Consider the following 19303-nt stretch of genomic DNA (forward strand, 5'->3'; position numbering starts at 1 on the left):
GACGCCCGGCCCCGTCCATCGAACGGAACACCATGACTGCATCCACCGTGCTCATCCTGTCCGGCTCCGGCCGGTACGCGGATCCGTGGCATCCCTTCGCCGCCACGAGCGCCATCGTCGCAGGGCTGCTGGCCGACCGAGGGCTGGCGGTCGAGGTCTCGGAAGACGTCGAAGAGCGGCTCGCCGACCTCGACGACGTCGATCTGCTCATCGTCAACGCGGGCGACCCGGTCCGGCACGACCCTGCGCCTTCAGACGCGATCCCCGCGGCGCGCGCAGGACTCGTCCGGTTCGCGGGGCGCGGGGGAGGCATCCTCGGCCTCCACGCGGCATCCGCGAGCCTCCGGCACATCCCCGAATGGTCCGAGCTGCTCGGCGGCGCCTGGATCACGGGACGTTCGATGCACCCCGAGATCGGCGAGACCGTCATCGCCGTGACGGACGTGCCGCATCCCGTGACGGCCGGTCTCACCGAGATCGCGACGTTCGACGAGCGGTACAGCCATCTCGACCGTCGCGCCGACGTCGACGTCCTCGCGGTGCACACGCACGACGGCATCGAGCAGCCCGTCGTATGGGCCAAGGGGCACGAGAGCCGAGCGCGAACGGTCTACTCGGCCCTCGGCCACGACGAGCGCGCGTACGTCTCGCCGGCCGTGCAGCGACTCGTCGTCCAGGCGGCGGCGTGGGCGCTGCGGGATCCGTCGTGACGCTCCTGGCCCGGAGGCCCCTCGGATCCACGGGGCTGACGGTCTCGTCGCTCGGAGTCGGGACGGCAGGCTGGCGAGCCGAGTCCCCCGTCCCTCTCGTGGAGCAGCTGCGTCTCGCCGACGCCGTGCTGCGGCATCCCGTCGTCAACGTCATCGATACGTCGAACAACTACGGCGCCGGCCAGAGCGAGCGGCGCGTCGGCCTCGCGCTCGATGAGGCGGGCGGCGTGCCCGAGGGCTTCGTCATCAGCGCGAAGGCCGATCGCGACATGCGCACGGGCGAGTTCACGGCCGAGCGCATGCGCCGCTCGCTCGAGGAGAGTCTCGCGCGGCTCGGGCTCGACCGGTTCCCCCTGTTGTTCCTGCACGATCCCGAGAACATCTCGTGGGCCGACGCGACGGCGCCGCACGGTCCGCTCGCGGCGCTCGTCGAGGCGAGGGAGAGGGGGCTGATCGAGCGCCTCGGCGTCTCGGGAGGCCCGACGCGGATGCTGCGGGAGTTCCTCGAGCTCGGCGAGTTCGTGGCGGTCATGACGCACAACCGCTGGACGCTGGTGGATCGCTCGGCCGACGAGCTGCTCTCGTACGCGCACGAGCGGGGCGTCGGGGTCTTCAACGCGGCCCCGCTCGGCGGAGGTCTCCTCGTCGAGCATCCGCCTCGCACGACCCGCTACGCCTACGGCGAGGCGCACCCGGCGCTGCTCGGCGCGGTCGAGCAGTTCGCGCGGATTGCGAACGACGCGGGCATCGCGCTCGCGGCGCTTGCGCTTCAGTTCTCGATGCGCGATCCACGCATCGACTCGACGATCCTCGGGCTGGCGAGCGTCGAGGAGCTCGACACGGCGACGGCCCGGGTCGCAGATGCCATCCCCGACGACGTGTGGGATGCCGTGGAGGCCGTGACACTCGACGCGAGCACCTTTCAGGACTCCCTGATCCCGTGGCGCCGATGAGAGGCGGGATCGTGTCACACCTCGACCTCGCGGATGCTTCCGCGATCCGATCCGACGGTCACGGCAACCTGATCTCGCTGCTGCAGGCTCACGTGCCGACACGGGCTCGGATCGTCGCGGCATCCTTCACGAGCTCGGACGAGTCCGTCGTGCGGTCGTCGAAGGGACTCGACCCGAAGGGGGAGTTCCTCTCTGAGGGCGCGGTGGAGCTGCGGCTGGATCGCGTCCACTGGTTCGATCGGGGCAGCGGCGTCGAGGAGCTCGACCTGCGCCTCGAGATCGTCGTCGACGACCTCCCGGCCCGCGTCGACGTCGTCGACTTCCTGCGCCGCGAGCCGGGGATCGTCGGCGGCATGCACCACGACATGCCGTACACGGATGCTGCGCAGTGCGACGTCCTGCACCGGCGGGTCGCGTGGGAGCTCGGTGTGTATCCCGCGCTCTACAGCGCCGACTTCCTCACGGGGGAGACGGTCGCGCATCGGCAGAACATGATCGACGAGGTCATCCGCCAGTGGCGCACGGGCAATCTCGTGCAGATCATGTTCCACGTGTCGCCTCCGCAGTACACGGTCGCGCAGGAGCGCGACGGCGGGTGGGGGACGGATGCCGCCGCCGAGGCGCTCGCCTCGCCGAACCGCGTCTACAGCTACCTCGACGAGGCCCGGTGGGCCGAGCTGATGGACGAGGAGTCCGCGCTGGCCGCGAACTGGAACGACCGCGTCGACGAGTACGCGCGATACCTCGTGCAGCTGCAGGACGCGGGTGTGCGCGTCCTGCTGCGACCGTTCCACGAGATGAACCAGCACGTGTTCTGGTGGGGCGGTCGTCCTGGGCCGAGCGGGACGGCGGAGCTCTATCGTCGCTTCCGCGCGCGTCTGGAGACGCGCTGGCGCCTCGACGGGATCGTCTGGGTCTGGAACGTCCAGGACCTGCCCGACGACTACGGGCGCTTCGGCGGCGACGAGAAGTTCGCGCGCTACCGGGGCCTGGAGGGCGGGCTCGACGAGTACGACGCGAACGACTGGAGTGCGTTCAGCCCCGGACCCGATCACTATGACGTGCTCTCGGTGGACTTCTACGACGACGAGGGATTCTCCGCCCGCCGGTACGAGCAGGCCCTGGCCATCGCCGAGCGTGACGGCAAGCCCCTCATCATCGGCGAGACCTTCGTCTTCCCGACGGCGGCCGAGCGCCGTGCGCAGCCTCGGTGGACGCTCGCGATGCCGTGGGGCGTTCGGACGTGGAGGTACAACACTCCTGAGGCGATGGCCGAGTTCTACGACGACGCGATCGGCATCGCGGGGCTCCCGCGCTTCAGGGGCGCGTCGACGCGCCGATGATCCCGCGCGCCGTGGGTGACGGACTCACGCGGAGTGCGCTCACACGGGTGAGCTCACATGGCGCGCACGGCCGGAGTCGGCGGAGTCCTGCGCAGGGACCAGAGCGCTCGACAGAGCCCTGAGCCGAGCCGGGACGGCCCGCGAGCCGCTCAGAAGTCGACGTGCGAGTCCGCCTCGATGTCGAGCACGGTCTCGTCGTCTGCCCAAGCCGCCAGCGCCGAATCCAGCTGCCGGCGAAGCCACTCGGCGGTCAGGGCGTTCGACGCGTCGAGCAGCGCGAGCTGTCTGATCCGCTCGTCGGCGGTTCCGGCGAGATCATCGACCGGAGCGGGCGTCGAGTCGGTCATGAGAGGGTTCCTCCGTTCGCGATCCGGGACGCCGAGGCGATCCGTCGTCGCCATCCGATACCCCGCACGCCCGCGTGTCAAGGTCGGCCGGCCGGCGCGCGATCGGCGACGCCGAGCCGTTCGGGCTCGCGACGCGTTCCGCATCCGTATCCGTTCGTTCTCGCAATCCACACCTCGCGTTCACGTGATCCGGCGTCGCAGACCCGAGCATTGGTGCCATCGGCAGCGTTGCCGCACGTGGTGGGGGAGTGATCTTCGCCATCGCGTCGGCAGTTGTTGGCGAAACCCCCGGAGGTCTGCATGGCCCGTCCGCTCCGAGTGCTCTCCCTCTATGAAGGCTTCTTCGCGGGAGGAGCGCGCATCCTGCACACCGACGTCGTCGCGGGGCTCCATGCCGGCGGGCAACGGCACAGCGTCCTGTCCATCGCGTCGGAGGCGCGCAGGGAGTCGACGGTCCAGCCGATGCAGGACGATCCGCGATACCTCCGGCTCGCTCGCGCGGGAGTGGAGGTCAGGACGCTCGGACGAACGGCCGGCGGCGAGCCGCCGGAGCCGTGGGGCTTCACCGACGACGAGCTGTCGATCGCGCGCGACGCGGTCGAGCGCGCGGATGCCATCCTCTCGCTGAAGGAGCAGCCCCTGGGTATCCTCCTGGCTCTGCGGGAGCGGGGGATGATGCCCGACGTGCCCGTCGCGGCCTGCCTGCACCGCTCCGATCCGACTCACTCCGGACCGGCGCTCGGATGGCTCGCCGCGGCATCCGAGACGGGACTGCTCACTGCGACGATCTCGTGCGCCCAGACCACGAGCGACGCCTACACACGGGCCGCCGGGCTGTCGGTGCAGCGCTGGGTCGTCGCGAACGGCATCGACACCGAGTCGTTCCGGCCGGGCACCGTCGACGAGATCGCGACGACCAAGCGCGAGCTCGGGATCCCCGACTCCGCACCCGTCGTGGTCTTCGCAGCCCGGTTCGACGCGATGAAGAACCCCGGGCTGTTCCTGCGGGCCGTGGCATGCCATTCGAGGCGGCGCCCCGAGACCCGGTATGTGCTGTGCGGAGCGGGCATGACCTGGGAGAACGAGCGGTTCCGCGCGCTCGTCCAGGAGTCGGACGTCCCGCCCGGGACACAGCTGCGCGCCCTCGGCATCCGTCACGACATGCCCTCGATCTATCGGGTCGCCGACATCGTGGCGCTGACGAGCGCCTTCGGCGAGGCCTCGCCGCTGTGCCTGCTCGAGGGCGCCGCCTGCGGGGCGACGCCCGTCACGACGAACGTCGGAGACTCGGCACGCCAGGTCGAGGGCATCGGCGCGGTCACCTCGCACGATCCCGACGAGATCGCGGCGACCTGGGAGCACGTCCTCGCGCACCGCGCCGCCTACAGGGATGCCGCGTTCGCGGCCCGCCCTCGGCTCGGTCGCGATCGCATGATCGACGAGTACCGGGACGCCCTCGACGCCCTCCTGCAGGTCGAGCGCGCCGCCGCGTGAGCCCGCGGGCGCCGGCGAGGCGTGTCGATGTCGGCAGTGCTCGATGCGCCCGGGGCGCATGTCACGCCGGGGTACTCTTCGACGAGCCCGATCGCTCCCCGATCTCGCTCGCCGGCGGAGAGACCTCGGACATTTCGCAAGTCTTTCTCGGGGGAGGAGTGGAATTAATACCACTCTTGGTTTTATATTCATGGGCAGGTCGCAGCGTTGCCCCGGGACAGTCGTGGAGGCTGCTGACTCACTGCAGCACCCCCCATCAGGACAGTCCAAGGAGTTTCAATGACGAAGCAACGACTGCGAGTCGCGCTCGCGACGGGTTCGATCCTCGCGATGACAGCGCTGAGCGCCTGCTCGAGCGGCACGGCGCCTCAGGCGTCGGCCGAGTTCGATCCGGAGGCCGACGTCACGATCACCGTCGGCGACATGCCCAAGGCCGACAAGCCCGAAGAGCTCGCGCGCTTCAAGGAGCGCATCGAGGAGTTCGAGGCGGCGAACCCTCACATCACGGTCGAAGGGTCGACCGAGACCTGGGATGCGCAGACCTTCCAGGCGAAGCTGACGGGCGGCACGCTCCCGACCGTCATGGGCGTCTCGCTCACATACGGCCATGAGCTCATCGCGCGCAAGCAGGTGCCCGACATGACGCCGTACCTCGAAGAGCTCGACATGCTCGACGACCTCAACCCGCTCGCGCTCGCCAACGTCCAGGACGCCGCCGGACTGACCTACGCCGTCCCGACGGGGCTGTTCTCGGTCGGCCTCGCGTACAACCGTGCGATCTTCGAGCAGGCCGGGCTCGACCCTGACGCGCCGCCCACGACGTGGGACCAGGTGCGCGAGTACGCGAAGACGATCTCCGAGAAGGTTCCCGGCGTCGCCGGCTACGCGCAGCTGACGACCAACAACACCGGCGGGTGGATGCTGACGACCATGACGTACAGCATGGGCGGCCGCATCCAGTCCGCCGACGGCACCAAGTCCGAGGTCGGTGAGGCGACCCAGGAGGCGCTCCAGCTCCTGCACGACATGCGCTGGGAGGACGACTCCATGGGCAGCCAGTTCCTCTACGACCAGGACCAGGCTCGCAAGGAGTTCGCCGCCGGCAAGATCGGCATGATCATGCAGGCGCCCGACGCGTACCACCACGCGATCTTCAACTACGGCATGGACCCGGCCGACTACGGAGAGGGCGAGCTCCCGCAGGCCAACGGCGTCAACGGCACCCTCACGGGCGGCACGCTGAAGCTGTTCAACACGAAGGCGACGCCCAACCAGCTGTTCGCGGCGCTCAAGTGGATCAAGTACTACGACTTCGACCAGTACTACAACCAGGAGCTCGCCGTCGCGAACGCGAAGGCCACCGCGGCGTCCAAGAGCCCCGTCGGGATGCCGGGACTCCCGCCCGTCGCCCCCGAGATCGACCAGCGCTACCTGGGCTGGATCGCCGACTCGATCAACGTCCCCCGCGACCAGTTCAGCGGCTACGTCGACTCGACGCTCGACCTCATCCCCGAGCCGGTCAACGCGACGCAGCAGATCTATGCGGCGCTCGACCCGGTCGTGCAGAAGATCCTGACGGACGAGAACGCGGATGTCGCCGCCGCGGTGAAGGATGCGTCGGCCACCGTCGACATGCTCACCGCGCAGGCGTCGCGGTAGAGCGCACGGGGGTGGCGGATGCCGCATCCGCCACCCTCTCCGCGCGATCCTTCGTCCACAGTTCTCACGTCGCACGAAACGGGGGCCGTCATGGTGACCGCCATTCCAGAGATCTCCCTTCCGCCCGCACCGCCCGCACCGCGGGCGCGGCGGCCCTTCGCCCGGCGAGCTAGAAAGTGGCTCCGCTCCGGCGGCCTGACCGCGGTGCTGTTCGCGGTGCCGATCGTGCTGGCCTTCCTCTACTTCTCGTGGGGGCCCATCGTCCAGGGCATCGTCCTCAGCTTCCAGAAGACCAACATGGTCGCGCCCTCCGAGTGGGTCGGCTGGATCAACTTCGAGTACGTCCTGAGCGATCCGGGCCTGCCGCAGGCAGCGCTCAACACGGCGTACTTCGCGCTGCTCGCGCTGATCTTCGGCTTCCCCGTGCCGATCTTCCTCGCCGTCATGATCAACGAGCTGCGTCGCTACGACGGCCTCTACAACGCCCTGGCCTACCTCCCCGCCGTCGTGCCGCCCGTGGCGGCGATCCTGCTCTGGAAGTTCTTCTTCGAGCCGGGGCCCGACGGGATCTTCAACACGATCCTCGGCTGGGTGGGGCTCGGCCCGTTCCCCTGGCTCAACTCCGAGGCGATGGCGATGCCCTCGATCGTGCTCTACGCGACCTGGGCGGGGGCGGGCGCGACGGCGATCATCTATATCGCGGCCCTCAACACGGTGCGCACAGAGCTCTACGAGGCGGCGGAGATCGACGGCGCCGGCATCTGGTCGCGCATCTGGCACATCACGATCCCCCAGCTGCGCGGGGTCATCCTCGTCATGATGCTCCTGCAGTTGATCGGCACGTTCCAGCTGTTCACGGAGCCGTTCCTGTTCACGGGAGGCGGTCCCAACAACGCGACGCAGACGATCCTGCTCAAGATCTACAACTACGCCTTCGTCTACGGCGACTACGGCGCGGCGACGGCGCTGAGCGTCATCCTCGCGGCGTTCCTCGCGGTCCTCTCGCTCGTGTACTACTACGCCACGAAGAAGTGGAGCACCTCGTCATGACCGTGTTCGAACACGCCGAGGCCGCGATCGCCGCACCGACGACCCGGACGATCACGACGCACACCGCGAAGCGGCCGCGCCGCGTGCAGCCGGCGAAGGAGCGGGGCGTCATCTCGGTCGGAGACCGCAAGCGCAGGACCGTGCGCGTGTGGCTGTGGATCATCCAGGCCCTCACCCTCGTCGGGCTCGTCTTCGCGGGGCTCGGCCCGCTCGCATGGTCGGCGAAGGCAGCGATCTCGGACAGCTACGCGATCATCACCGACCCGATGGGCATCTGGTTCACCCCCAACGAGTGGGGCAACCTCATCGCCGCCTGGAACGCGGGCCAGATCGGACCGGCCCTCGGCAACACGGTCGCGCTCGCGGTCGGCTCGACCGTCGTCACGCTCTTCGTCTGCACCACGGGCGCCTACCTGCTCAGCGCGCTGCGGCCGCGCTGGGGCAAGGTGCTCTCGGCCGCGATCCTCGCGACGCTGTTCCTCCCCGGCGTGATCTCGCTCGTCCCGCTGTACCTGACGATCCTGAATCTGCCCGTGCTGAACGTGAGTCTCATCAACACGTATTGGGCGGTGTGGCTCCCCGCAGGCGCGAGCGCCTTCAACGTCCTGATCCTCAAGCAGTTCTTCGACTCGATCCCTCGCGAGCTCGTCGAGGCCGCGCGCATCGACGGAGCAGGCCCCGTGCGGGTCTTCGCGACGATCATCCTGCCGCTGTCGCGGCCCATCCTCGGGGTCGTGGCGCTGCTGACGATCGTCGCGTCGTGGAAGGACTTCCTCTGGCCGATGCTCGTGCTGCCGGACTCGGCGCTGCAGCCCGTGTCGGTCGCGCTGCCGCATCTGGCCAAGGGCTCGACGCCGTTCGCGGTGCAGATGGCCGCCGTGTTCCTGTCGATCATCATCCCCATCGTGCTGTTCCTGGTCTTCCAGAAGCAGTTCCTCCGCGGGGTGGGAACGGCCGGGGGCGTCAAGGGATGAGAGGCCTGCGCATGCAGCGCGTGCTCGTGACGGGCGCGGCGGGACGCATCGGGACGGTCGCCTGCGCGCTCCTCGCGGAGCACGGCGCCCGCGTGACGGCGCTCAGCGACGTCGCGCCACCCGCCGGCTTCCCCGCCGATCGCGTCGTCGTCGGCGACACCCGCAGCGAGGCGGATGTCGCGGCCGCCCTCGAGGGCGCCGACCTCGTCGTCCACCTCGCCGCGCGGCCGCACCGCACCGCCGGCACGCCCTACGAGGTGTACACGACCAACGTCGTCTCGACGTTCAACGTCCTCGCGCAGGCGGCGGGCCGCGGCATCCGGCGCGCCGTCGTCGCGGGGAGCATCAACGCGTACGGACTGCCGCAGAACGACCACGACCTGATCCCCGCGTACTTCCCGATCGACGAGCACATCCCGCGCGACATCAGCGACTGGTACTCGCTCTCCAAGCACAACGACGAGAGCGCCTCCCGCATGGTGTGGCGGCACTGGGGCATGGACGTCGTGACGCTGCGCTTCCCGCACGTCAACAGCGCGGCGGCGCTCGCGCAGGTGGCGCAGACCCATGCGGACGACCCCCGCTCGGGCCTGCGCGAAGCATGGTCCTACCTCGACACGCGGGATGCCGCGCGCGCGATTGCGCTCGGCCTGATCGCATCGACGACGGGCGCGCACGCGCTCTTCCTCGCCGCGCGCACCACGAGCGCGCCGTATCGTACGGAGGACCTGCTCGACGTCTTCGCGCCCGACGCGCCCCGGCTGCGGCGCTTCCCCGGACGCGAAGTGCCCATGGACCTGGTTCCGAGCCAGGTGCTCCTCGGCTTCGAGGCGCACCACGAGCTCGAGCTGCCCACTCTCGACCTGCCTGGAGGACTCGCAGGATGACCGACGACACCGCTCAGCCGCACCCCGCCTTCGCCGCGCCGTGGGCATCCCGCGAGGACGTCCGCATCACCTCGGTGCGGGCGATCGCGACCGCCCCCGATGGGACGGCGCTCGTGGTCGTGCGCATCGACACGAACGTCCCGGGTCTGTACGGACTCGGCTGCGCGACCTTCACGCAGCGGTGGAAGGCCGTCAAGACATTCGTCGAGGAGCACCTGGCGCGCCTGTTGATCGGGCGCTATCCGGGCGACATCAACGACCTCGTGCGGCTCGCCGCGTTCAGCGGCTACTGGCGCGGAGGACCCGTCACGAACAACGCGATCTCCGGCATCGACCAGGCGCTGTGGGACATCGCGGGCAAGCGCGCGGGCCTGCCCGTGTACGAGCTGCTCGGCGGCAAGGTGCGCGCGGCGGCCGACACCTACCTGCACGCTTCCGGGCGCACGCCGAGCGAAGCCATCGATCACGCGCACGAGCTCGTCGCGCAGGGGCTGCGGCACATCCGGCTGCAGATCTCCACGCCGGGCGGCGGAGGCTACGGCGCGCCCGCTGTGCCCACGGAGTATCCCGACGCGCCGTACGGCAACGGCTGGAGCGCGCGCGACTACCTCCGGCGCACGCCCGCCCTGTTCGAGGCGGCGCGCTCCGCGCTCCCCTATCACATCGAGCTCCTGCACGATGTGCACTCGCGTCTCACGCCGAAGGATGCCGTGTGGCTCGCGCGCGCGCTCGAGCCGTACCGGCTGTTCTTCCTGGAGGACGTTCTCCCTCCCGAGCACTGGGACCGACTGCCGGAGGTGCGCGCCGCGAGCCCTGTCCCGATCGCGGTCGGCGAGCTCACGACGTCGCTGACCGACGCCGTCCGCCTCGTGCGCGACGGAGGCGTCGACTTCATCCGCTGCCACGTCTCGGACATCGGCGGGCTGACCCCCGCCCGCAAGATCGCGGATCTCGCCGAGCTGACGGGCGTGAAGACGGCGTGGCACGGTCCCGGCGACACGTCCCCCATCGGCGCGGCGGCGAACGTCGCGCTCGACGTGACGTCCGCGGCCTTCGGCATCCAGGAGGGGCACGTCTACTCCGAGGCCACGCACGAGGTGTTTCCCGGTACGCTCCGCATCATCGACGGCTGGCTGACGCCCAACGACGCCCCCGGCTGGGGGATCGACCTCGACGAGGCGGCGGCCGCTCGGCACCCGGCCGACCTGTCCGGGCACGACGAGTGGGCTGCGGGCGTGCGTCGCCCCGATGGAGCGTTGGAGGCGCCGTGACATACTCGCTGGAACCCGCTCCCGTCGGGTCGGTGCGGGCGCGGTCGGCGCGCGTGCGGACGCCGCTGTCGAGCCCCTCCCAGGTGGGCGCGAACCAGTACGACCTCGGCTCCTTCAACGAGGCGACGATCATCGAGACGATCCGCCGTGCGGGCACGATCAGCCGCACGGAGATCGCGGAGCGTACGGGGCTCACGCAGCAGTCGGTCTCGCGCATCCTCCGGCTGCTGCTGGAACGCGGGCTCCTGGCGGAGGGGGCGTCGGAGCGGACCGAGCGGCTCGGGAAGCCCCGGACGCCCGTGCGCCTGAGACCCGAGGCCGGGCACGCCGTCGGCGTCGTGGTCGACCCCGAGATCGTCTCGTCCGTGCTCGCCGACCTCGACGGCCGGGTCGTCGCCCGCCGGAGCGTGCGCCTCGGGCCGGGGACGTCTCCCGACGACCTCGTCGCGATCATCGCGGACGGTGTCGAGGAGCTCGTCGCCGAGTCGGACGTCGACCCCGCGACGTTCCTCGGCGTCGGCGTCGCCGTGCCGGGCCCCATCACGACAGACGGCACCCTGCTGAACCTTCCGCTGTCGGAGGCCTGGCGCAACGTGCCCCTGCGGGCGCGGCTCGCCGAGCGCCTCGCGTGGCCCGTGCTCGTCGAGAAGGACGGCGTCGCAGCGGCGACGGGCGAGCGCTGGATCGGGCGCGCGAACCGCTCGGACGACTTCGTCTACGTGTACTTCGGCACGGGCATCGGGTCGGGGCTCATCCTCAGCGGCGAGGCCTACCGGGGCACGAGCGCCAACGCCGGCGAGTTCGGCCAGCTGTGCGCCATCCGGATCGGCCGCGTCAGCGAGACAGGCGCGCCTCAGCTGGTGAGGGAGTGCAACCCGACGGCGTCGCTCCCGGAGATCGCCCGCGAGCGCGGGTATGCGGGATCGGCGCAGACGTACCGCGAGTTCTGCGCCGAGATCGGCGCGGGCGACGCCGCAGCCGTCGCCGCGGCGGAGCAGATCGCCGACGTCATCGCACAGGGGGCCGTCGCGCTGATCGACCTGCTCGACCTTCCGCTCGTCGTGATCGGCGGGCCTGTCTTCGAGCCGGAGATCGCACCCATCGTGCTGTCGAGGGTCGAGCATGCCGTCAACGACTTCCCGACGGCGCGCATGGCCCGCACTGTCGTCGTCGAGCGCTCGCTGCTGCAAGCCGAGGCGGCTGCGATCGGAGCGGCGTCGATGATCTTCCACGCCTCCTTCGCGCCGTCCGTCCGCGGCATCCAGAGGCCTGCCAGCCTTGCCTGACGCCGTCGTCGCCCCTCCCGCCCGCTCGGCGACGGCCGCGCGGTCCTCGCTCTGCGCCCTGCGCTCGCCGGGGGAGCGCATCAGCGTGGCAGTCGACTCCCTCGGTGCGCGCATCGCGTCGATCGTGCACGTCGCGAGCGGCCGGGAGTTCCTGCTGCGCACGCCCTGGGCCGACGAGGAGCTCGCGCACGCGACCGCGTCCGCCGACTCGAGCTTCGAGTGGCACCGCCGCTACGCGGGGGGCTGGCATACGCTCATCCCGCACGCGGGCGATGCCGTCCGCATCGACGGCGTGGAGCATCCCTTCCACGGCGAGGCCGCGTGGCGTCGCTGGCGCGTCGTCGAGCAGTCGGCCGCCGAGCTGCGCGTCGAGGTGAGCCTGCGCACGGCGCCGCTGCTGCTCTCGCGCCGCATCCGGGTGACCGACGACGGCGTGCGCGTCCTCCAGCGGGTGCGCAACACGTCTCGCGAGCCCGTCGCGTTCTCCTGGACCGAGCACCCGGCGCTGAGCGAGACCGTCATCGGGCCGCGGGCACGGATGTCGCTCGACGGCGCACCCGTCGACGTGGCGTTCCCGCATGCCGACGCGTCCGGATCCGCGTTCGCGGAGCTGCCGGTCCCGGGACGCGGCGACGTCGCGATCCGCAATCCCGACACGGGCGCCGCCGTGCGTCTGCGATGGGATGCCGCGGCCCTCCCGTTCCTGTACGTGTGGCAGGAGCACCGCACGCCGGGGTTCCCGTGGTGGGGCGCCGTCGACACTATCGGGATCGAGCCGGCCTCACGGCCGTACGACGGCGCGGAGGACGAGCTGGGGCCCCTCGTCGTCGAGGGCAGCGGGGAGCTGTCTCTCGAGTTCGCACTCGACGTCGAGGTCGACGTCGACGTCGGGGCCCAGGACGACGTCGAGGCAGGGACCGAGGCCGAGGTCGCCGAGCCGCCGCGGTAGCGCCGCGCGTCGACGTCCCGGGGGACAGGCCGGGCGACGAGGTCGCGGCGCCCGCCGATCGCAGCGCGGCGACGGCCCGCGGACGCGGACGTCAGCCGCGCAGTCCCCCCGGTGCGTCCCCGAGCGGCACGGGCGCGGGACGGGCAGGTGCGCTGAGGATCGGCAGGGTCGTGCCCGCGTCGGCCGCAGCGTGGAGCGAGGTCATGACCTCGAGCACGTGGAACGCGAGCTCGGCGCTCGCGCGGGGCAGCGCACCCGGCGGGGTCAGGGCGAGGTCGGCGACGCCGAACCCGCGCGCGGCGTCGCGATAGCCGGCACTCGGGGGCAGGGTCTCCCACTCTCCGCCGAGACGATGGATGCGCACGTCGCCGTCGAAGCCGTTCGGGTCGGGCACCGCGAGCGAGCCAGACTCGCCGTGCACCTCGATGCTCGAGGCGCGGGTCGCGACGGCGTCGAAGCTCATCACGAGCGTGGACAGCGCGCCGGACGCATGCCGCAGGACGCCCGTGACATGCGTGTCGACGTCGACGGGGACGACGGATCCCGCGCGAGGGCCGCTGCCGATGACGCGCGTCACGCGGGTGCGGCTCGCCGACGCCATGACGCTCTCGACGGGCCCGAGGAGCGTCACGAGCGCCGTCACATAGTAGGGGCCCATGTCCAGCACGGGTCCGCCGCCGGGCTGGTAGTAGAAGTCGGGGTTCGGGTGCCAGCGCTCGTGCCCGGGCGTCACCATCGTGGCGGTCGCGGCGATGGGCCTCCCGATGAGCCCGTCGTCGATCGCTCTGCGGGACGTCTGGATGCCGGTGCCGAGCACCGTGTCGGGCGCGCAGCCGGCGTGCACCCCGGCATCCGCCGCGGCGTCCAGGAGTCCGCGCGCCTGCGCCATCGTCGCGGTGAGCGGCTTCTCGCCGTAGAGGTGCTTGCCCGCGGCGAGCGCCCGCATCCCGATCTCCGCGTGCGCGGCGGGAATCGTGAGATTGAGGACGAGGTCGACGTCCGGGTCGGTGACGAGATCGTCGACGGACAGTGCGCGGACGCCCTCGTCGCCCGCGACGGCGCGTGCGCGGTCGCGGTCGAGGTCGGCGACCGCGACGAGCCTCACGGCGTCGAGCCTGCGGAAGGTGCGCAGGTAAGCGCCGGAGATCGCGCCGACGCCGACGATGCCGATGCGCAGGCGGTCCGCAGAGTCGTTCACGAGCGGCTGGCCCATAGGATCCCTCGTTCGATGACGGTGCGCACGGGAGGCGAGGCGAGCGTGCGCAGGTCGTGGCCAGGCGTTGCGACGAAGATGCGCCCGCGGCCCCACTGGCGCGTCCACACGGCGGGCGAGACCACGGGGCGCGCCCACGCGTCGAAGTCCCGCGCGGCGATCGTCGTGGTCGCGAGCACGTCGTTGGCGGCATCGCTCACGACCCAGTACTGCTCGGTCGTGAGGGTGAAGTCGTCGATGCCCCGGACGATGGGATGATCGCGCTTGGCGGGGTCGATGCGGACGGTGTAGTCGACGAAGCAGTCCGTGCCGTCGTGCGGCAGCTCTTCGGGACGCGCCTTGGCCGGGTGGTCGACGAACTGCCCTCCGACGAGCTGCAGGTACTCGACACGACCGCGATACGAGTCGGCGATCCCGCCGTGCCAGCCTGCCAGCCCCGTTCCCGCTCGGACGGCGCCGATGAGGCCCGTGAGCTCCTCGTCGGCGATCGTGTTCATCGTGTTGCACTGCACGATCACGTCGACCCCGGCCATGGCATCGGCATCCGCGTACACGGCCGTCGCGTCTTCGACCCGCACGGCGAAGCCGTGATCGCGCAGGAACGCGAGGAAGGAGTCGGTCGCCTCGACGGGGGAGTGGCCGTCCCAGCCGCCGCGCACGACGAGTGCGGTGCGGGAGGTGGTGTCAGTCATCGTCGCTCCTCGGACAGAAGATGTTGCGCAACACTGCGACGGAGCATTCGATCACTGTCCGATTGTTTCAACGGAGTCCGGCGCGCTCAAGGGTCTTTACGACAGGTTATTGCGCAAATCGATGCGTCCGCGCGATAGCATGCCGTCATGTCCGATGACCCGCGTCGGCGACCGACGCTCGCTCAGATCGCCCGGCTCGCCCACACGAGCGTCCCCACCGTCTCGAAGGTGCTCAACGGGCGCAGCGACGTCTCGGGCTCCACCCGCGTGCGGGTCATGAGCGTCGCAGCAGGACTGGGATACCGCGCCCCCGGCATCCGCAAGCACACCGGCGAACCTCTCACGGGCCTCATCGACCTCGTGCTGAGCGGAGTCGAAGGCACGTGGGCCAACCGTGCCCTGAGCGGAGTCGAGCGCGCCGCGTTCGAGGCGGGGCTCGACGTCGTGATCACGCTCGCAGGGTCGGACGGCGACGAGTGGCTCGCGCGGCTGCTCGCACGCGGGTCGCAGGGCGCGGTGCTCGCGCTCGTGCCGGCGACCCCCGATCAGCTCGCGATCCTCGAGGCGGCACGCATCCCGGTCGTGCTGCTCGATCCCGTCATGCAGCCTCCCGCCCACGTCGCAAGCGTCGGGGCGACGAACTGGGCGGGCGGTCGCGCCGCCGCGCAGCACCTCGTCGAGCTGGGGCACACGCGCTTCGCCGTCGTCGGCGGCAGGCACGAGCACCTGTACAGCCAGGCGCGCATCGACGGCTTCCGCTCCACCGTGCGCGCCGCCGGCTTCGACCTCCCCGACGACTTCGTCGTGCACGCGCAATGGCAGCGCGAGGAGGCCGCGCGGGTCGCGGGGCCGCTCTTCGCGGCGGCCGATCGGCCGACGGCGGTCTTCGCGTGCTCCGACGGCATGGCGCTCGGCGTGCTGGACGCCGCGCGGGCGGCCGGTCTCGATGTTCCGCGCGATCTGAGCGTCATCGGATTCGACGACCTCCCGGAGGCCTCGTGGGCGCAGCCGCAGCTCACGACGGTGCGGCAGTCGGTCACGCAGATGGGGGCGGCGGCGCTGCGGATGCTGTTGCGACTGCGCGCGACCGACCATGCGACGGCGCCGCGCGAGGAGCTCGCGACGGAGCTGATCGTCCGGTCGTCGACGGGGGGTCCGCCGGCCTGAGCCGCACCTGGGCGGGCGCTGCGACTCGGCCGCACCTGGGCGGGCGCTGCGACTCGGCCGCACCTGGGCGGGCGCCGCGACGGCCACGCGGCGCCTCGCGAGCGGGGACGACACGGGCCGGGCGGGTGCCCGTGTCCGCCGCCCGCGATGTCTGCGCCCCGGAGTCAGTGCACGGTCAGGACGGCGAGCCGCTGCGTCGCGCGCGTCATCGCGACGTACCGATCGACCGCCCCCTCGATGCCCGCGCCGAACGAGTCGGGATCGACGAGCACGACGAGGTCGAACTCGAGCCCCTTCGCGGTCTCGGGCGTGAGCGACCTCACGCGCGGCCGCTCGGCGAAGCCCGGGTCGCCGATGACGCACGCCGTGCCCTCCCCGTGCTCGGCGAGCCAGTCGTCGAGGATCGCATCGCGGTCGGACACCGGCCCGTGCAGGACAGGGATGCCGCTGCCGCGGATCGACGTCGGCACGTTCGCGTCGGGAAGCGCCGCGCGGATGACGGGCTCCGCCTCGGCCATGACCTCCGTGGGGGTGCGGTAGTTGACGCTCAGCGACGCGATCGCGGCGCGGGGGAGCCCGATGCGCTGGAGCCGCTCCTGCCACGACTCCGTGAACCCGTGCCGCGCCTGTGCCCGGTCTCCCACGATCGTGAAGCTGCGCGACGGGCACCGGCGCAGCAGCATCTGCCACTCGGCATCGGTCAGCTCCTGGGCTTCGTCGACGATGACGTGGGCGAACGGGCCGGCGAGCACGTCGGGGTCGGCGCCCGGCAGCGCCGCGTCGTCGACAAGGCTGTTCTCGGCATCCTGGCCGCGCAGGATCGACATGACGAGCATCTCCGAGTCGTCGGCCGCGATGAGGTGGTCGACGACGCGCGACCGCTCCTCCCGCTCTGCGGCGAGGGCGACGGCGCGGCGCCGCCGCAGCAGTGCCGCCCCCGGGTCGCCGACGCGCTGACGGGCGGCGTCGAGCAGGGGCAGGTCCGAGACGGTCCACGCGTGCGGGTCGTCGCGCTGCAGCATCCGCACGTCGTCGCCGCTCAGCCCGGGGGCGCAGCGCTGCAGGAACGCGGGCGACGTCCACAGCTGCGCGACGAGGGCGGCGGGGTCCAGGAGCGGCCACGCCGCGGCGAACGCGTGCGTCAGCTCCTCGTTCTGCGCGAGCGCCCTGCGGAACAGGGTCGCAGGGACCCCGTCGCGCTGGTCGGCCAGGATGTCGAGCAGCGTCTGCCAGATCTGATCCCGTGCGTCGTTGTGCGCCGCGCCCGGCTCCGGCGAGTCGAACGCCTCCGCCCAGTCGGCGGCCGTGAGACGGATGTCGGACCACGGCGTCTCGACGATCAGATCGCCCGACGGCGGCCGCTCGTAGAGCGCGACGGCTCGTCCGATGGCCGACGTCACCTCGGGCGACGCCTTCAGCCGCCCGGCATCCGGGTTCGTCTCGCTCCTCGCGGACGCGCCCTCGGCGACCAGGTCGCGCAGCGTGCAGATCTGCACGCTCTCCTCCCCGAGCCCCGGGAGGATGTCCTCGACGTACGCGAGATACGCGGGACTCGGCCCGACGAACAGCACCCCGCCTCCGCCGCGCGCGAGCCGCGGCTCGGAGTACAGGAGGTACGCGGCACGGTGCAGCGCGACGACGGTCTTCCCCGTGCCGGGGCCGCCGTCGACCACGAGCGCGCCGCGGGATCCTGCGCGGATGATCGCGTCCTGGTCGGCCTGGATCGTGCCGAGCACGTCGCGCATCTGCGGCGAGCGGCTCGCCCCGAGGCTCGCGATGAAGGCCGACTGGTCGTCGAGGGCGGCGGGGGACCGCATCCCCTCCGCTGTGAAGGCCTCGTCCCAGTAGTCGCTCACGCGGCCGCCGGTCCAGCGATACCTGCGGCGCCTCGCGAGCCCCATCGGATGCGCGAGGGTCGCCGCGAAGAACGGCTCCGCCGCGGGCGCACGCCAGTCGACCAGCAGACGGCGGCCGTCGCGATCGGTGAGGCCGAAGCGGCCGATGTACACGGGGTCGCTCCCGTCGGCGGGCTCGATGCGGCCGAGGCACAGGTCCATGCCGAAGCGGCGCAGCGCGCGCAGGCGTGCCGTCAGCTGATGGATCTCGATGTCGCGGTCCATCGCCGCCTGTCCTTCTCCGCCCTCCCGCATCCGCACCGCGTCGACCCGGTTCGACAGGGCCGCGATCGTGTCTTCGAGGGTCGCGGCGATCGCCGCGAGATGGCGCTCGTCGTCGGCGATCAGCGCGGGGTCGGCCTTCGCGGCGAGGCGGTCCGGGAGGTCGAACACGCGAGTGCTCAAGGGGGTCACGTCGTCAGCTCCGATCTGAGGCTCGTGGCCGTCGGGTTCGCGGCCGACCAGTATGCGCCTCCGAGGGGGCCTTGCGGCAAGGCCCCCTCCCGGCGATATCCTGAAAGTGGAAAGACGCGTCCGAGCAGCGTCCACGTCCGAGCAGCGTCCGCACGGCGGGCACCGGCTCCGTGACGCGCGGACGCAGTGCGCGGGCGTCACGTCCGGCCGCGGCGTGAGGGCGCAGTTCGCAATGCGCGAGCGCGACGTCTCAGTGGCCCGGAGCGCTGGGCCGCCCCTCACCCGTCTCGCCCGACAGCGACCGCGTGATGAGCTCGCGCGCGGCCTCGGAGATCCGTTCGCGGCCGTTGCGCGCCCGCTCGCGCAGCCGGCGGAACGCCTCGTCCATGTCGACGTTCTCGGAGTGCGCGATGATCCCCTTCGCCTGCTCGATGAGCACGCGGCTGTCGAGCGCGCGCTGGAGCTGATCGCGCGAGATCGTCCGGTCCTTGAGCGCGCGTTCATGCAGGATGCTGATCGTCGCGACGTCCGCGAGCCCTTGAGCGGCCTTGCCGTCCTCCTCCGAGGCCGGGCGGTCGTGGTCGTAGAAGAGGTTGAGCGATCCGAGCCGATCGGCTCGCAGGCGCATGGGCACCGCGAGCACAGACTCGTAGCCGAGCTCCCGGACGGACGTCGCGAACTGCGGCCACCGCGCGTAGATCGAGGCCCATCCGTGCGCTGCGACGATCGCGCCCGTGCGGTACGCGTCGACGCACGGCCCTTCGTCCGCCGCGAGCTGCATGAGGCTGATGAGGTGGCTTCGCTCGCTGGATGCCGCGACCACCTCGAGCCGTCCCTCCGCGCCCGCGAGGAGGATGCCGGCATCCGTCGCCGCGAGCAGGTCACGGCTCAGCTCCGAGAGCGTGCTGAGCAGATCGACGACGTCGTAGTCTGCCACGAGCGTGTCGGCCAGATTCACGAACGCGTCGACGAGTCTCCCCTCGCGGCTCGCATCCATGT

At 71.3% G+C, this 19303-nt stretch carries 17 protein-coding genes; 12 read left to right on the forward strand and 5 right to left on the reverse strand.

Annotated elements, in window-relative coordinates:
• The first annotated feature begins 32 nt into the window (after positions 1-32).
• The 3 genes from FHS08_RS08800 to FHS08_RS08810 are packed head-to-tail and all read left to right on the forward strand — an operon-like array spanning position 33 to position 3006.
• Positions 33-710, forward strand: coding sequence for a ThuA domain-containing protein (locus FHS08_RS08800; protein ID WP_208382246.1), 678 nt, complete (start codon positions 33-35; stop codon positions 708-710).
• The gene (locus FHS08_RS08805; protein WP_167038103.1) at positions 686-1663 is read left to right on the forward strand and encodes an aldo/keto reductase; all 978 of its coding nucleotides are present in this window, start codon (positions 686-688) and stop codon (positions 1661-1663) included. Before FHS08_RS08800 ends, FHS08_RS08805 begins: the two co-directional genes overlap by 25 nt.
• An 11-nt stretch (positions 1664-1674) precedes the next feature.
• Positions 1675-3006 (forward strand): glycosyl hydrolase, encoded by a 1332-nt coding sequence (locus FHS08_RS08810; protein ID WP_167038105.1) that lies wholly within the window; start codon positions 1675-1677, stop codon positions 3004-3006.
• Between the two features lie 149 nt (positions 3007-3155).
• Here the strand turns inward: FHS08_RS08810 and FHS08_RS08815 are convergent, their stop codons facing one another.
• Positions 3156-3353, reverse strand: a complete 198-nt coding sequence (locus FHS08_RS08815; protein WP_243847265.1) for a hypothetical protein — start codon at positions 3351-3353, stop codon at positions 3156-3158.
• 300 nt (positions 3354-3653) lie between these two features.
• On the opposite strand from FHS08_RS08815, the gene FHS08_RS08820 reads away from it, so the two are divergent.
• From FHS08_RS08820 to FHS08_RS08855, 8 genes are all read left to right on the forward strand, one after another.
• A complete protein-coding gene (locus FHS08_RS08820; protein WP_167038109.1) occupies positions 3654-4847 on the forward strand; it encodes a glycosyltransferase in 1194 nt (397 codons plus the stop codon).
• A gap of 279 nt (positions 4848-5126) precedes the next feature.
• Entirely contained in the window at positions 5127-6506 is a 1380-nt protein-coding gene (locus FHS08_RS08825) for an ABC transporter substrate-binding protein (protein WP_167038111.1), read from the forward strand.
• Positions 6507-6596: 90 nt separating this feature from the next.
• Entirely contained in the window at positions 6597-7556 is a 960-nt protein-coding gene (locus tag FHS08_RS08830) for a carbohydrate ABC transporter permease (RefSeq protein WP_167038113.1), read from the forward strand.
• A complete protein-coding gene (locus FHS08_RS08835; RefSeq protein WP_167038115.1) occupies positions 7553-8530 on the forward strand; it encodes a carbohydrate ABC transporter permease in 978 nt (325 codons plus the stop codon). The genes FHS08_RS08830 and FHS08_RS08835 overlap by 4 nt, the downstream gene beginning before the upstream one ends.
• A gap of 11 nt (positions 8531-8541) precedes the next feature.
• The gene (locus tag FHS08_RS08840; RefSeq protein WP_243847266.1) at positions 8542-9417 is read left to right on the forward strand and encodes an NAD-dependent epimerase/dehydratase family protein; all 876 of its coding nucleotides are present in this window, start codon (positions 8542-8544) and stop codon (positions 9415-9417) included.
• The gene (locus FHS08_RS08845; protein WP_167038119.1) at positions 9414-10688 is read left to right on the forward strand and encodes an enolase C-terminal domain-like protein; all 1275 of its coding nucleotides are present in this window, start codon (positions 9414-9416) and stop codon (positions 10686-10688) included. The genes FHS08_RS08840 and FHS08_RS08845 overlap by 4 nt, the downstream gene beginning before the upstream one ends.
• Positions 10685-11974 carry an ROK family protein gene (locus FHS08_RS08850; RefSeq protein ID WP_341800370.1) on the forward strand — a complete coding sequence of 430 codons (1290 nt, stop codon included), beginning with the start codon at positions 10685-10687 and terminating at the stop codon, positions 11972-11974. Before FHS08_RS08845 ends, FHS08_RS08850 begins: the two co-directional genes overlap by 4 nt.
• An 85-nt stretch (positions 11975-12059) precedes the next feature.
• A complete protein-coding gene (locus tag FHS08_RS08855; RefSeq protein WP_167038121.1) occupies positions 12060-12923 on the forward strand; it encodes a hypothetical protein in 864 nt (287 codons plus the stop codon).
• A gap of 91 nt (positions 12924-13014) precedes the next feature.
• On the opposite strand, the gene FHS08_RS08860 is transcribed toward FHS08_RS08855, so the two are convergent.
• Positions 13015-14136: a Gfo/Idh/MocA family protein gene (locus FHS08_RS08860; protein WP_167038123.1), complete on the reverse strand. Its 1122-nt coding sequence runs from the start codon at positions 14134-14136 to the stop codon at positions 13015-13017.
• Entirely contained in the window at positions 14118-14828 is a 711-nt protein-coding gene (locus tag FHS08_RS08865) for a ThuA domain-containing protein (protein ID WP_167038125.1), read from the reverse strand. Before FHS08_RS08865 ends, FHS08_RS08860 begins: the two co-directional genes overlap by 19 nt.
• 147 nt (positions 14829-14975) lie before the next feature.
• Here FHS08_RS08865 and FHS08_RS08870 point away from each other — a divergent pair, with 147 nt between their 5' ends.
• Positions 14976-15995 (forward strand): LacI family DNA-binding transcriptional regulator, encoded by a 1020-nt coding sequence (locus FHS08_RS08870; protein WP_167038127.1) that lies wholly within the window; start codon positions 14976-14978, stop codon positions 15993-15995.
• A 164-nt stretch (positions 15996-16159) separates the two neighbouring features.
• Here the strand turns inward: FHS08_RS08870 and helR are convergent, their stop codons facing one another.
• Together helR and FHS08_RS08880 are read right to left on the reverse strand one after the other, a co-directional pair.
• Positions 16160-18304, reverse strand: coding sequence for an RNA polymerase recycling motor ATPase HelR (helR, locus tag FHS08_RS08875; protein ID WP_167038129.1), 2145 nt, complete (start codon positions 18302-18304; stop codon positions 16160-16162).
• A 250-nt stretch (positions 18305-18554) separates the two neighbouring features.
• Positions 18555-19301, reverse strand: a complete 747-nt coding sequence (locus FHS08_RS08880; RefSeq protein WP_167038131.1) for an ANTAR domain-containing protein — start codon at positions 19299-19301, stop codon at positions 18555-18557.
• Positions 19302-19303 lie beyond the last annotated feature (2 nt).

The sequence above is a fragment of the Microbacterium ulmi genome, from assembly GCF_011759705.1.
Lineage (GTDB): Bacteria > Actinomycetota > Actinomycetes > Actinomycetales > Microbacteriaceae > Microbacterium > Microbacterium ulmi.